This window comes from Terrabacter sp. Soil810, assembly GCF_001429645.1.
Lineage (GTDB): Bacteria > Actinomycetota > Actinomycetes > Actinomycetales > Dermatophilaceae > Terrabacter.
Genome location: NZ_LMSW01000013.1, coordinates 244,753 through 257,595, shown reverse-complemented (window position 1 = coordinate 257,595; position 12,843 = coordinate 244,753). Strand labels below are relative to the sequence as shown.

Below are 12,843 nucleotides of genomic sequence, written 5' to 3'. Positions count from 1 at the left end.
GAGCATGGCCGAGTCGGAGACCCCGTCGCAGACCCAGTCGGAGACCAGGCACGGCATCGGTGTCAGCCCGGGCACGGCCTACGGGCCGGTGGTGCAGGTCGCACCACCGGTCCGCCCGCCGGCCGACGAGGGTGCCGTCGACGACGAGGAGGCAGCGCTCGCCGACGTGCGCGCGGCCTTCGAGTCGGTCGCCGTCTCGCTCGAGGAGCGGGCGACCCGGGTCGACGACACGGCCCAGCAGATCCTCAAGGCGACCGCCCTCATCGCGCGCGACAAGGGCCTCGTCAAGGCCGCGGCCAAGGAGCTCGCCGCCGGGCACGGGCGGGCCCACTCCATCGCCAACGCGGTGGAGACCTATGCCGCCCAGTTCGAGGCTCTCGGCGGCTACTTCGCCGAGCGGGTGGCCGACCTGCGTGACGTCGGGTCACGCGCTGTCGCAGCGGTGCTCGGGGTCCCGGCCCCCGGCGTACCCCCCTTCACGGAGCCCAGCGTCATCGTCGCGGAGGACCTCGCGCCCGCCGAGACCGCGACGCTCGACCGGCGACTCGTCGTCGGCATCGTCACCGAGGCCGGCGGTCGCACGAGCCACACGGCGATCCTCGCCGCGCAGATGGGCATCCCCGCCGTCGTCCAGCTCGCCGGCGCGACCGAGATCGCGGCAGGTACCCCGATCGCGCTCGACGGCGACACCGGTGAGGTGACGATCGCCCCGGATATGGAGCTCGTCACCGCCCAGCGGGAGCGGGCGGCGCGTCGGGCCGAGGCGCTGTCGCACCTCTCTGGACCGGGTCGCACGTCCGACGGCGCCGAGGTCGCGCTGCTCGCCAACATCGGTGGCGTCGAGGACGCCGTCGCCGCAGGCGCCCAGGACCTCGAAGGTGTCGGGCTCTTCCGCACCGAGTTCGTCTACCTCTCGGCGACCAAGGCCCCGACGGTCGAGGAGCAGACCGAGATCTACCGCGGTGTCTTCGCGCCCTTCGAGGGCCGGCGCGTCGTCGTGCGCACCCTCGACGCCGGCGCCGACAAGCCGCTCAAGTTCGCCGACCTCGGGCCCGAGGAGAACCCCGCCCTCGGGCGCCGCGGCCTGCGGCTCTCGGCCGAGCGACCCGACCTGCTCGACGCCCAGCTCGAGGCGCTCGCCGTCGCCGCCCGCGAGACCGGGGCCGACGTGCGCGTCATGGCCCCGATGGTCGCCACGGCCGAGGAGGCGGCGTGGTTCGCCCGACGGGTCCGCGAGAACGGGCTGCCCAAGGCGGGCGTCATGATCGAGGTGCCGGGAGCCGCCCTGCGGGCCCACGACGTCCTCACTGAGGTCGACTTCGGCTCGCTCGGCACCAACGACCTCGCGCAGTACACGATGGCCGCCGACCGCATGCAGGGCGCGCTGTCCGACCTGCTCGACCCGTGGCAGCCGGGCGTCCTCGACGTCGTCGGGCTCGCGTGCGAGGGCGCCGCCAGGGCCGAGCGACCCATCGGGGTCTGCGGTGAGTCGGCCGGCGATCCGCTGCTCGCGCTCGTCCTCGTCGGGCTCGGCGTCTCGTCGCTGTCGATGGCGCCGAGCAAGGTCCCGGTCGTGCGGCTGGCACTGTCGCTCCACTCGGTCGCCGAGTGCCAGGCCCTCGCGGCCGCGGCCCGCGGTGCGCGCACCGCGATCGACGCACTCACCGCCGTCCGGGAGGCGGCCCGCACCGAGCTCACCGACCTGCTCTGACACCGCCCGATTCGGTCACCGGCCTCGCGCGTGCCTCGAGGATCACGACGTCGGCGTCGGTCTCCACCAGGCGTGCGGGCCCGAAGCCGGCGGCGACGAACAACGCGTCGAACTGCGCCGCCGTGCGTTCGCGGCCACCCGGCAGCACGAGCATGTTGAGGTCGGACAGGGCGGACTCGAGCTCGTGGCCCGGCCGGTCGAGCACGAGCTCGACGACGAGCACCACTCCGCCGGGTTCGAGGGAGCGACGGCACGTGCGCAGGATCTCGACGCACCTCTCGTCGGACCAGTCGTGCAGCACCTTCTTCAGCAGGTAGGCGTCGGCGGACGGGACTACCTCGAAGAAGCTGCCCGCCGCGACCGACCATCGGGACGCGACCGACTCGCTCGCAGTGGAGGGTGGACCGCCCGGTGTGGCCTGGGGCAGGTCGAACACCGTGCCGTGCAGGTGCTCGTGCCGGGCCAGGACGGCCTCGAGCAGCGCCCCGTGTCCACCACCGACGTCGACGACCGAGGTGAGCCCGCCGAAGTCATACGCTCGAGCCACCGCCGCCGCCACCCTCGAGGTCAGCGCCGCCATGTTGTCGTTGAAGATCGCGTTCGCCTCCGCGTGGGAGGCCCGGTAGGCCCAGACGTCCTCGCCGTGCAGGGCCTCGAACGCGTTGTCACCCGTCCGCACGCTGTCGGTGAGGTGCCCCCAGGCCGCCCACGTCGCCGGGTCCTGGAGCGTGCGGGCCAGAGGCCGCAGCGAGCCGGCGACGTCGGTACGCAAGCCGGCCCCGAGCGATGTTGCGGTGTAGGCGCCCTCGGTCGACACGGCATACAGCCCCAGTGCGACGAGCACCCGCATGAGCCGATCGAGGGTGTCCTCGTCCGCGCCCACGCGTCCCGCGAGCTGCGTCAGGTGCAACGGGCCGAGTGCGAGCTCGTCACTGAGCCCCAGCTCGGCGGCTGCGCTGACTGCCGCCGACGTCCGGAAGCGGGTGATCAACGATCTGAGGTCAGGCGTCACGTCCATCTCGCCATCGTCCTCCAGAAAGGGCCGTGACCACCCTCATAGGTCTGGAACGGTTGCAGGCCAAGGCGGCTCGATAGACTCGAGGTGGACGTCGACACCGACGCCCACGCGGCAAAGGAGCTCGGCATGAGCACGTCCAGCCTCTACATGGATCGGGTCCGTCTCGAGGACGGCTACCACGAGGACGACCTCCCCTTCATCGAGCACGCGCTGACCCAGCTGTTCACCCAGCTCGAGCGCTTCGACCCCTCGATGGTCCACATCGGGCTCAGGGTCAAGGACCGCGGGCAGCCCGGCATGCACACCTCGGTCGAGGTCTGCATCAGCGGCCTGCCGACCGTCATCGGCGTCTCCAACCTCACCGACACCAAGGCCGCACTCAACGACGCCGAGATGAAGGTCGTGTCGCAGCTGCGCGAGGCCGCCGACCGCCACCACGACCGCCGTCCTCGCCAGCCCCGTCACTGAGCGTCAGTCGGACCCGGCGGAGAGCACGTCGGTGAGGTCGTAGCTGACGGGCTCCTCGAGCTGGTCGAAGGTGCACGACTCGGGCGTGCGGTCCTCGCGCCACCGGACGAACTGCGCCGTGTGCCGGAAGCGCGTGCCCTCCATGTGGTCGTAGCGCACCTCGACGACGCGCTCGGGTCGCAGTGGCACGAACGAGAGGTCCTTCTGGTTGTTCCAGCGGGAGTACTCCGACGACCGCGGAGTGCGTACGCCGCCGGCGTCCTCCGCGGGAGCCGCCCAGTTCCAGGGGTGCTCGTCCCACTCGGCGACGAGCGGCTGGAGCTCCTCGAAGAGCTCCTTGCGGCGAGCCATCGGGAACGCGCCGATGACGCCGACCGAGGCGAGCTGCCCGTCCGCTCCGTAGAGCCCGAGCAGCAGCGAGCCGATGGCGTCGGGGCCGCTCTTGTGCACGCGGTAGCCGGCGACCACGCAGTCGGCGGTGCGCTCGTGCTTGAGCTTGAACATCAGTCGCTTGTCGGGCTCGTAGGCGATGTCGACGGGCTTGGCGATGACGCCGTCGAGCCCGGCGCCCTCGAACTGGGTGAACCAGCCCGTGGCGACGTCGCGGTCGGCGGTGGCGGCCGTGAGGTGGATCGGTGCCTCAGCCGTGGCGAGTGCCTTTTCGAGGGCCGCGCGCCGCTCGGCGAACGGCTTGTCGAGGTAGGACTCCTCGCCGAGCGCGAGCAGGTCGAAGGCGACGAACGACGCCGGCGTCTCGGCGGCGAGCTTCTTGACGCGTGAGGCCGCCGGGTGGATGCGCTGCTGGAGCAGGTCGAAGTCGAGACGGTCGCCGGACTCCGGTGACACGAGGATGATCTCGCCGTCGATGACGCACTTGTCGGGGAAGTTCGCGAGGACGGCCTCGACGACGTCGGGGAAGTAGCGCGTCATCGGCTTCTCGTTGCGCGACCCGATCTCGACGAGGTCACCGGACCGGAAGATGATCGACCGGAAACCGTCCCACTTCGGCTCGTAGAGCACCTCGACCTTGACGGCCGAGAAGTCCTTGACCGGCTTGGCCAGCATCGGTGACACGGGAGGGACCACCGGCATACCCCACGTCGTGCGCAGGTCGGCGTCGCGCTCGGCCTTGGGGGCCATGTACTCGGTGTCGGCCTTGTCCTGGCGACGCTTGCTCGGCTGCACGCGCGGCGGCTCGCCCGGCATCTTGGGGTAGTCGGGCGGGAAGTTCAGCTCACCGAGTCCACGCTCGCTGACATCCTTGTCCCACAAGGTGATTGCGGCCGCCACGTCACCGACCTCATCGTCGATCCCGGCCCAGGCGTCGCCGCGGTCGGCGACGAGCTGCGGCACGGTCCGCACCGTGAGCTCCTTCGGGTCGACCGACGCGAGCTCGTCCCAGTTGACCGGCGTCGAGACCGGCGCGCCCGGGAGCGGCCGGGGGGAGTAGGCCGATGCGATGGTGCGGTCGCGGCAGGCCTGGTTGAAGTCGACGAAGATCTTCTCGCCGCGCTCCTCCTTCCACCACGAGGTCGTCACGAGGTCGGGCAGCCGGCGCTCGAGCTCGCGCGCGATGCCGATGACGCCGTGACGCACGTCGAGGAACTCGTGGGTCGGCGCGACCCGCGCGTAGACGTGCACGCCGCGGTTGCCGGACGTCTTGGCCCACGCCGTGAGGCCGATCTCGGCCATGACCTCGCGCAGCGCCAGGGCGGCCTCGACCGCGTCCTTGAAGCCCCGGCCCGGTTGCGGGTCGAGGTCGATGCGCAGCTCGTCCGGCTTGTCGACGTCGGCCGTGCGGACCGGCCACGGGTGGAAGGTGATGGTGTTCATCTGCGCCGCCCAGACGGCATCGGCGATCTCGTCGATGACGAGCTGCGGGTGCTTGCGGCCCGACGGATAGGTGCACATGACCGTGCGCGTCCCCTCGGGCACGCCCTTGGGCGGGTTCTTGGAGAAGAACTCCTCGCCCTCGATGCCCTCCGGGAAGCGCTGCAGGGTCACCGGTCGGTCGCCGAGCGCGCGCAGCAGCGGGTCGGCGACGGCGACGAGGTAGTGCGCCATGTCGAGCTTCGTCACCGGCTGGCCGTCCGCCATCCCGACTGCCGGCCACAGCACCCGGTCGGGGCTCGAGACGCGCACCTCCCGCACCCCGGACGGACCTGGCGCTTCGACGACAGCGGGCTTGGCGCTCACCCGGCGATCGTAGCGATGCGGTGCGACGTCGGGGCCGGGCCGCGCTGTGCATTGGGTCAGGGGGTGACTCAGCCCGGCGTTGAGGACGCGGGCCGCGGCCTGAGTCACGTGGCGACCCAACGCACAGCGTCCGGCGGCCGGCAGCCCCGAAACGTCCGAACGGCGGCCGGGCGCGACGCGATCGTCTCCGTCCTCGACCACGTGGCCATCCCCACCGCGTGGGAGGTCACGGCCCCGGCCCGTCGTGTGGAGATGACGCAGTCCGGACGTCACCTGTCCGACCACGACGCGTACGTCGTGGACGTCGAGCCGGGCGCCTGATCCGAGGCGCTGCACGCCATCCGCGCCGAGCGGGTACGTCTTCGCCATGACCCAGGCGCCCACGCTCCACAACCTCGGCGGCGAACGCTTCGTGCTGCTGACGACCTACCGCCGCACCGGCGAGCCGGTCCCGACGCCCGTGTGGGTGCTCCCCGACGCCGGCGCCGCGATCGTCAGCACCCCCGAGGGGGCCGGCAAGCTCAAGCGCCTGCGCAACGACCCGCGCGTCACGATCCAGCCGTGCGACCGCCGCGGCAACGTCGAGCCCGACGCCCCCCTCGTCGACGGACGAGCCGAGATCATCCGCGACTCGGCCGCCTCCGAGGCCGTCAACCGCCGGCTCGCCCGCAAGTACGGCGTCGAGTTCCGCATCTTCATGGCCATCGAGTGGGTCGCGCGCCGCGGCAACAGCAACCGCGTCGTCGTGCGGATCACCCCCACCGACTGAGAACGGCTGAGACCGGCCGGCTGTCAGCTGCGCGCCACGAGGCTGACGACGTTAGCGAGCGCGATGAGCACCGCCGCCACGAACGGCACGCGCCCGCGCGCCACGACGGCGACGACCGCGAGGGCGGCGCACGCGACGAGCAGTGCCAGCCCGGTGGCGTCCAGGCCGGGGCCGAATGCCGCCACGACCGACCCCGCTAGAAGCACCGCGGGTGCCAGCCACCGCACGACCCGCTCGCCGAGGCGGTGCGGCAGGCCGCGCACCCCCGTGGCCTCGTCGTCGGCGAGGTCCGGCAGGGCGTTGAGCAGGTGGGCGCCGACGCCGAGCAGGCCGCCCGTGACGAGCACCCACGCGGGCGGCCAGACGGGGGAGGGGAGGGCGAGCGTGACGACGGCCGGCAGCGCGGCGAACGCGACGGCATACGGCAGCGGGGAGAGCGCGGTGCGCTTGAACCAGAGGTTGTAGGCCCAGCCGGACGCGACTCCGAGGAGCAGGTGGACAAGGCCCGAGGCCCAGCCGCACGCGAGCGACAGCACGACGCAGGCGACGAGGGCAGCGCCGCAGGCGGCCCGGACGACCGTCTCCGTCACGTCCCCGGCGGCGAGGGGCTTGTCGGTGCGCCCGACGGCGCGGTCGCGGCGCGCGTCGATGAGGTCGTTCGACCACCCGATCGAGAGCTGGCCGGTGAGGACGGCCGTGGTCACGAGGAGACCGCGCGTCAGGGTGTGCCCGGCCGACCAGGCGAGCAGGGCGGTGAGCACGGTGACGGCCAGGGTCGGGCCGGGGTGGCAGGCGAGCACCAGTGCACGCACCGTCCGCCCGACCCGCTGAACCTCCGCCACGGGCCGAGCCTAGGCGCCCCGAAGGGACCGTCCCGGGGACGAGCGTGTCCAGTGTCAGGCCCCACCGGCGCCCGCGGCGCCTACGCTGGCCCGGTGAGCCACCTTGCGGCCGTCCGCGGCGTCCTGCCTGACCACAGCTACGCGCAGGCCGACGTCACGGCCGCCTTCGCCGACGTGCTCGGCTCGACCGGGTCCGACCGCGCACTGCTCGAGCGGTTCCACGCCAACGCGGGAGTGAGCCAGCGACACCTCGCGCTGCCCCTCGAGCGCTACTGGCAGCTCGCGGACTTCGGGGCAGCCAACGACGAGTTCATCCGCGTCGGGACCGAGCTCGGCTCGCACGCCGTCACCAAGGCGCTCGCGGCATCCGGTCTCACTCCGCGGGACGTCGATCTCATCATGTCGACGACGATCACCGGGCTGGCCGTCCCGTCTATCGAGGCCCGGGTCGCCGCCGAGATCGGCCTGCGCGACGACGTGAAGCGCGTCCCGCTCGTCGGACTCGGCTGCGTCGCCGGCGCTGCAGGGGTCGCCCGCGTCCACGACTACCTCCTCGGCCACCCCGACGACATCGCTGTGCTCCTCTCGGTCGAGCTGTGCAGCCTCACCGTGCAGCGCGACGACCGGTCGACCGCGAACCTCGTCGCCAGCGGCCTGTTCGGGGACGGCGCGGCCGCGGTCGTCATGGTCGGGGCCCACCGCGCCGCGGCCCTCGCCCCCGCCCAGCCGCGCGTCGTCGCCACCCGCAGCCGGCTCTACCCTGGCACCGAGCGCGCCATGGGCTGGGACGTCGGAGCCACCGGGCTGCGCATCGTCCTCGGCGCCGAGGTGCCCGACCTCGTCCGCGAGAACGTCCGCGACGACGTCGACCGCTTCCTCGCCGGCCAGGGCCTGACCCGCGCCGACATCGGCTGGTGGGTCGCCCACCCGGGCGGTCCCAAGGTCCTCGAGGCGATGGAGGAGGCGCTCGAGGTCGACCGGGAGGCCCTCGGCGTCACGTGGCGCTCGCTCGACCGCATCGGCAACCTCAGCTCCGCCTCCGTGCTCCACGTGCTCGCCGACACCCTCGCCGACCACACACCGGAGCCCGGCTCGTGGGGTGTCCTCATGGCGATGGGCCCCGGCTTCTGCCTCGAGCTCGTCCTGCTCCGCGCGGCCGACTGAGGCGCCGATGACCTCCCAGTGGCTCTTCACCGGCCTCGTCGTGCTCGTCGGCCTCGAACGCGTCGCCGAGCTCGTCGTGTCGAAACGCCATGCGGCGTGGGCGTTCTCGCGCGGTGGTGTGGAGCGCGGCCAGTCGCACTACCCCTTCATGGTGGGGCTTCACACCGGCCTGCTCGTCGGCGCCGTCGCAGAGGTCTGGGTGGCCGACCGTCCCTTCGTCCCGGTCCTCGGCTGGGTCATGCTCGCCCTCGTCGTCGCCAGCCAGGCCCTGCGCTGGTGGTGCATCACGACCCTCGGCAACCAGTGGAACACCCGCGTCATCGTCGTGCCGGGGCTCTCGCTCGTGCGACGCGGCCCCTATCGCCTCATCCCGCACCCGAACTACGTCGCGGTCGTCGTCGAGGGCTTCGCCCTGCCGCTCGTGCACACGGCCTGGCTCACAGCGCTCGTCTTCACGGTCGCCAACGCGGCACTGCTCACCGTACGCATCCGGGTCGAGAATGCCGCCCTGCGCGAGATCGCCTCTCCCGTAGGCGCTTCCGACGGGGCCGTCGCATGAGTGCCGACGTCATCATCATCGGTGGGGGCCCCGTCGGGCTCGCCGCGGCGTTGTACGCCGCGCGCTCGGGTCTCGCTCCCGTCGTCCTCGAGCCTCGGGCCGGCACGATCGACAAGGCGTGCGGTGAAGGCCTCATGCCCGGGGGCCTTCTCGCCCTCGGCGCGCTCGGGGTCGACCCGCAGGGCCACGACCTGCGCGGCATCCGCTACGTCGCCCGGGGCCGCGTCGTCGAAGCCGACTTCAGGGCAGGCCCGGGTCGCGGCGTGCGACGCACCACCCTCCACGACGCCCTGCGCGAGGCCGTTGCCGCGGCGGGCATCGAGATGCTCCCGTTCAGCGCGATCGAGGTGACGCAGGACGACGCCGCCGTGACGGTGCGCACCGCCCACTCGGGCACCGCCGGGCCGGTGTTGACCGCTCCGTGGGTCATCGCGGCCGACGGGCTGCACTCTCCGACGCGCCGCTCCCTCGGACTCGACCGCGACCACGGCGCCGTCGGCCGAATGGCCGGCATGCGCCCACTGCGCCGCTACGGGCTGCGCCAGCACTACGGCATACGCCCGTGGGGAGACCACGTCGAGGTGCACTGGGGCACGCACGGCGAGGCCTACGTCACGCCGGTCTCCGACGACCTCGTCGGGGTGGCCGTCCTCAGCAAGCAGCGGAACCCTTTGTCCGACAGCCTCGCCGAGTTCCCACACCTGCGCGAGCGACTCGACGGAGCGCCCGTCGTCACGTCGGTGCGCGGCGCCGGACCGCTGCGTCAGCGCACGACGCGCCGGGTCGCGGGACGCGTCCTGCTTGCGGGTGACGCGAGCGGCTACGTCGACGCCCTGACCGGGGAAGGCATCTCGCTCGGCCTTGCTCACGCGCGGGCGGCGGTGGCAGCCTTCGTCGCCGGCGACCCTCAGTCCTACGAGCGGTCCTGGCGCCTGGCCAGCCGGCGCTACTCCCTGCTGACCCACACCCTCGTCCAGGTGACCCGACCGACCTGGACCCGGCGGCTGCTCGTGCCTGCCGCCGCGACGCTGCCCCCGGTCTTCCACGGGGCGGTCAACGAGCTCGCGAGGCCGGGGAGTTGACCGGGATGCAGCCGACCCGCACGGTCGACCCGACCGACCCCTCGGAGGAGCTCGTCGTCCTCGTGTCCCCGGACGGCCGGGCCATCGGCACGGCGCCGAAGGCGACGGTCCACCACGCCGACACCCCGCTCCACCTTGCGTTCTCCGTCTACCTGTTCGACGACGCCGGCTCGCTCCTCGTGACCCAGCGCGCCCTCGGCAAGGCCACGTTCCCGGGGGTCTGGACCAACTCCGCGTGCGGCCACCCGGCGCCGGGGGAGCCCGTCGAGGATGCCGTACGCCGTCGCGCCCGTGACGAGCTCGGCCTCGAGCTGCATGGCCTGCGGCTCGTGCTGCCGCGCTTCTCCTACCGCGCCGAGATGGACGGCGTCGTCGAGTTGGAGCTGTGCCCCGTCCTCGTCGGGCGGGTGGCCGGTGTGGCACCCCGGGTCGATCCGGACCCGAGCGAGGTCGAGGGCGCCGCATGGCTGCCGTGGGACGAGTTGGCCCCGGACGTGCTGGCCGGGACCCGGGTGGTCTCGACGTGGTGTCGCGAGCAGGTGACGGAGCTGGCCGCCCTCGGCCCCGACCCGGCCGCCTGGCCGACCGCCGACTCCGCCGACCTCCCACCCGCCATGACCTCCCACTCGAGTGGGAGTGGAGTCAGCTGACGAGGACTTGGTCGGCGAGGGCCTCGAGCGCGGCGGTCTCGCACCCGGCGGCAAGGGCCTCCTGTGTGGCCTGCCGAGCGGCGACGAGCGCGTCCGGCTTGAGCGCCGCGATCACCGCGCCGACCGCCCGGGCCTCGATGCACTCGTCGTGCAGGCGCATCTGGTCGAGGTTGCACGTGCTCGGGTGGGTGCCGAGGTGGGCCTCGCAGGCGGAGTCGAGGTCGCGCTCGAGGTCCCACAGCGCGACGAGGTCCTCGGTCTCGGGATAGTGCTCGAGACCACCGCGGGCGACCTCGAGGGCGTTGCGGTCATGGACCCCCGCGACCGCGCACGCCAGGCGTGCGACACGGAAGGCGAAGCGTCGGGCCTCCCCGCGTTCGGCGCCCGCGATGCGCGCGGCGATGCCGGGAACCAGCCCCTCGACCGGGTGCAGCTTCACGGGTACTCCTCGACGGTCCGGGGCGGAGCTGCAGGAGCAGCCCACCGGGCCATACCCGCTCGGGCGCCGGCCCACCCGTATTGTCCCAGAAGGAAGGCGTCGGCGTGGTCGCTTCTGCCACGAACCGACGCAAACGCCCTCAGGTGTGGGCGACCGTCACGGTGCGCACGCCCCGCAGGTGCAGGTCGGTCCGGTGCAGGAGACTCAGGGGGCCGTCACCCAGCAGGGTCGTGAGCGTGAGGCGGTCCTCGGCGTCCAGGCGGTCGGCGAGACCGTGCGAGAGCCGGTCGAACCAGCCGCGCGCGTACGGTCCGGCGAGCGGGTGCTCCGGTGACGACTCGTCGATGACGAGGTCGTGCTGCCCGGTCACCGTCCATCCGGCGTCGCCGAGGATCGAGGCCCACGGCGCCCCCAGGGTCGGCACGGCCTCGGCGTGCACCACGGAGAGCGCGTCGAGCGCCCGCGTCTCGAAGCCGGGACGACCGACACCCAGGTCATCCGGCAGGAAGCGCAGCGGCTCGTCGAACTCGGCCACCGCGACGAGCCCTCCGGTCCGGGTCACCCGGCGGAGCTCGGACAGCGAGCGAGTGGGATCGGCCAGGTGGTGCAGCGACATCGAGGCCCACGTGAGGTCGACGGGGCCGAGGTCGGGCCACCCGGCGTCGAGGTCGACCACCAGGGTGCGGACCCGGTCGCCGGTCCCGGCGGCCTCCGCCTTGGCGTGGATGCGGGCCAGCGACAGCTCGGAGACGTCGACGGCGACGACCTCGGCGTCCGGCAGCCGACGCGCCAGGCCCAGGGCACCGGTGCCGGTGCCGGCCCCGAGGTCGACGACGCGGGCAGGCGAGCGCTCCCCGCGCGCGGCCCGCTCCGACAGGGCCGCCGTGGCGAGGTCGAGGGCGGAGTCCCAGTAGCCGTGGAGCACCTGGGCGTCGAGGTCGAGTAGGTCGGCACCGTCGGACTCGAGCTCGGCGGAGTCGTGGTCGTGGGTGTGACCGACACCCTCGTGGAGGTCGGATGCGTCGTGGTGGTGGGAGTGCGGCATACGTGACACGGTAGGAGATCCTTGCGCCGACACCATACGATCTTGCCAATGACGCAAGAACTCGATCTCGACGCCGTCATCCGCGCCCGCGTCCGTGGCCTGCGGATCGCCCGCGGCTGGTCCCTCGACACCCTGGCCGGACGATGCGGTCTCAGCCCCTCGACCCTGAGCCGGATCGAGACGGGGCACCGGCGGATCGCGATCGACCAGCTGGCCCCCATCGCCCGGGCCCTCGGCACGACCATCGACCAGCTCGTCGAGCTCGCGGGCGACGACGACGTCGTCATCCACCCGCGGCGGGACACCGCCCACGGCCGCACCACGTGGCTGCTCACCCGTGACGACGAGCCGCACGGCCTCGTCGTCGCGAAGATGCGGATCACGGCTCGCCGTCCCACTGCCCCGCTCGGCGTGCACCCGGGCCACGAGTGGTTCACCGTGCTGTCAGGGACCGCCCGGCTCCACCTCGGCGACCGCACGGTCCTCGTCGAGGAGGGCCAGTCGGCGCAGTTCTCGACGATGGTCCCGCACGCGATCACCGCTCCGGAGGGCCCGGTCGAGGTCATCGTCGTGCTGGACCGCGACGGTCGGCGGGCCCACCTCGACGCGGCGCCGGCCGACGCCGGCGCCGGCGCCGGCGTCGACACCGACGCCTAGGCTCACTCGGCCTGCAGTGCCCGCACCTCGACGGGCGCGCCGCAGGCCGCCGAGCCCTCCCGGGCCAGCGACAGCGCAGCGTCGAGGTCGGCGGCCTCGACGATCCAGAAGCCCCCGAGCCACTCGCGGGCCTCGTTTTGAACGGCCCGTCGGTGACCGACCCGGCGCCGGCCGACGCGTCGACGACCTTGGCCTGGGTCACGTCGGTCAGGCCCGCGGCGTGCACCCACGCCCCGTCCTGCT

Annotated in this window: 14 protein-coding genes; 8 read left to right on the top strand and 6 right to left on the bottom strand. The window is 73.0% G+C overall.

Annotation, left to right across the window (positions count from 1 at the left end; all coding sequences use genetic code 11):
- Positions 1-4: 4 nt before the first annotated feature.
- A complete protein-coding gene (gene ptsP, locus ASG96_RS18035; protein ID WP_057588806.1) occupies positions 5-1,711 on the top strand; it encodes a phosphoenolpyruvate--protein phosphotransferase in 1,707 nt (568 codons plus the stop codon).
- Here the strand turns inward: ptsP and ASG96_RS18030 are convergent.
- On the bottom strand, positions 1,695-2,729 hold the full coding sequence (locus tag ASG96_RS18030) for a methyltransferase (protein ID WP_057588805.1): 1,035 nt from the start codon (positions 2,727-2,729) through the stop codon (positions 1,695-1,697). The genes ptsP and ASG96_RS18030 overlap by 17 nt on opposite strands.
- A 126-nt stretch (positions 2,730-2,855) precedes the next feature.
- Here ASG96_RS18030 and ASG96_RS18025 point away from each other — a divergent pair, with 126 nt between their 5' ends.
- Entirely contained in the window at positions 2,856-3,197 is a 342-nt protein-coding gene (locus ASG96_RS18025; RefSeq protein ID WP_235509217.1) for a hypothetical protein, read from the top strand.
- Positions 3,198-3,200: 3 nt separating this feature from the next.
- Here the strand turns inward: ASG96_RS18025 and ASG96_RS22785 are convergent, their stop codons facing one another.
- Positions 3,201-5,393, bottom strand: coding sequence for an ATP-dependent DNA ligase (locus ASG96_RS22785; protein WP_082591864.1), 2,193 nt, complete (start codon positions 5,391-5,393; stop codon positions 3,201-3,203).
- A 367-nt stretch (positions 5,394-5,760) separates the two neighbouring features.
- Between ASG96_RS22785 and ASG96_RS18010 the strand changes: the two genes are divergently transcribed.
- Positions 5,761-6,162, top strand: a complete 402-nt coding sequence (locus tag ASG96_RS18010) for a PPOX class F420-dependent oxidoreductase (protein WP_056750785.1) — start codon at positions 5,761-5,763, stop codon at positions 6,160-6,162.
- A gap of 23 nt (positions 6,163-6,185) precedes the next feature.
- Here the strand turns inward: ASG96_RS18010 and ASG96_RS18005 are convergent, their stop codons facing one another.
- On the bottom strand, positions 6,186-7,004 hold the full coding sequence (locus ASG96_RS18005; RefSeq protein WP_082588419.1) for a UbiA family prenyltransferase: 819 nt from the start codon (positions 7,002-7,004) through the stop codon (positions 6,186-6,188).
- 93 nt (positions 7,005-7,097) lie between these two features.
- On the opposite strand from ASG96_RS18005, the gene ASG96_RS18000 reads away from it, so the two are divergent.
- From ASG96_RS18000 to idi, 4 genes are read left to right on the top strand one after another with little or no spacing between them, the layout of a single operon-like run.
- Entirely contained in the window at positions 7,098-8,168 is a 1,071-nt protein-coding gene (locus tag ASG96_RS18000) for a type III polyketide synthase (RefSeq protein WP_056754214.1), read from the top strand.
- A gap of 7 nt (positions 8,169-8,175) precedes the next feature.
- Complete coding sequence (locus tag ASG96_RS17995) at positions 8,176-8,727, top strand: isoprenylcysteine carboxyl methyltransferase family protein (protein ID WP_057588803.1); 552 nt, start codon at positions 8,176-8,178, stop codon at positions 8,725-8,727.
- Positions 8,724-9,809, top strand: a complete 1,086-nt coding sequence (locus tag ASG96_RS17990) for an NAD(P)/FAD-dependent oxidoreductase (protein WP_057588802.1) — start codon at positions 8,724-8,726, stop codon at positions 9,807-9,809. The genes ASG96_RS17995 and ASG96_RS17990 overlap by 4 nt, the downstream gene beginning before the upstream one ends.
- A gap of 5 nt (positions 9,810-9,814) precedes the next feature.
- Positions 9,815-10,459, top strand: coding sequence for an isopentenyl-diphosphate Delta-isomerase (gene idi / locus ASG96_RS17985; RefSeq protein ID WP_056750798.1), 645 nt, complete (start codon positions 9,815-9,817; stop codon positions 10,457-10,459).
- Here idi and ASG96_RS17980 read toward each other — a convergent pair.
- Both ASG96_RS17980 and ASG96_RS17975 read right to left on the bottom strand, forming a co-directional pair.
- Positions 10,452-10,898 carry a hypothetical protein gene (locus tag ASG96_RS17980; protein WP_056750801.1) on the bottom strand — a complete coding sequence of 149 codons (447 nt, stop codon included), beginning with the start codon at positions 10,896-10,898 and terminating at the stop codon, positions 10,452-10,454. The two genes, idi and ASG96_RS17980, sit on opposite strands and share 8 nt — an antisense overlap.
- Before the next feature lie 139 nt (positions 10,899-11,037).
- Positions 11,038-11,943 (bottom strand): class I SAM-dependent methyltransferase, encoded by a 906-nt coding sequence (locus ASG96_RS17975; protein ID WP_056750805.1) that lies wholly within the window; start codon positions 11,941-11,943, stop codon positions 11,038-11,040.
- A gap of 48 nt (positions 11,944-11,991) precedes the next feature.
- Here ASG96_RS17975 and ASG96_RS17970 point away from each other — a divergent pair, with 48 nt between their 5' ends.
- Entirely contained in the window at positions 11,992-12,600 is a 609-nt protein-coding gene (locus tag ASG96_RS17970) for a helix-turn-helix domain-containing protein (protein ID WP_056750808.1), read from the top strand.
- A gap of 2 nt (positions 12,601-12,602) precedes the next feature.
- Here the strand turns inward: ASG96_RS17970 and ASG96_RS17965 are convergent, their stop codons facing one another.
- Positions 12,603-12,830 carry a YciI family protein gene (locus tag ASG96_RS17965; RefSeq protein WP_235509216.1) on the bottom strand — a complete coding sequence of 76 codons (228 nt, stop codon included), beginning with the start codon at positions 12,828-12,830 and terminating at the stop codon, positions 12,603-12,605.
- Between the last annotated feature and the right edge of the window lie 13 nt (positions 12,831-12,843).

What these genes read in the sequence shown, in the direction of transcription:
- ptsP (WP_057588806.1), top strand. Translation starts at nt 5, where the DNA reads ATGGCCGAGTCGGAGACCCCGTCGCAGACCCAGTCGGAGACCAGGCAC.
- ASG96_RS18030 (WP_057588805.1), bottom strand. Translation starts at nt 2,729, where the DNA reads ATGGACGTGACGCCTGACCTCAGATCGTTGATCACCCGCTTCCGGACG.
- ASG96_RS18025 (WP_235509217.1), top strand. Translation starts at nt 2,856, where the DNA reads ATGAGCACGTCCAGCCTCTACATGGATCGGGTCCGTCTCGAGGACGGC.
- ASG96_RS18010 (WP_056750785.1), top strand. Translation starts at nt 5,761, where the DNA reads ATGACCCAGGCGCCCACGCTCCACAACCTCGGCGGCGAACGCTTCGTG.
- ASG96_RS17995 (WP_057588803.1), top strand. Translation starts at nt 8,176, where the DNA reads ATGACCTCCCAGTGGCTCTTCACCGGCCTCGTCGTGCTCGTCGGCCTC.
- ASG96_RS17990 (WP_057588802.1), top strand. Translation starts at nt 8,724, where the DNA reads ATGAGTGCCGACGTCATCATCATCGGTGGGGGCCCCGTCGGGCTCGCC.
- idi (WP_056750798.1), top strand. Translation starts at nt 9,815, where the DNA reads ATGCAGCCGACCCGCACGGTCGACCCGACCGACCCCTCGGAGGAGCTC.
- ASG96_RS17975 (WP_056750805.1), bottom strand. Translation starts at nt 11,943, where the DNA reads ATGCCGCACTCCCACCACCACGACGCATCCGACCTCCACGAGGGTGTC.
- ASG96_RS17970 (WP_056750808.1), top strand. Translation starts at nt 11,992, where the DNA reads ATGACGCAAGAACTCGATCTCGACGCCGTCATCCGCGCCCGCGTCCGT.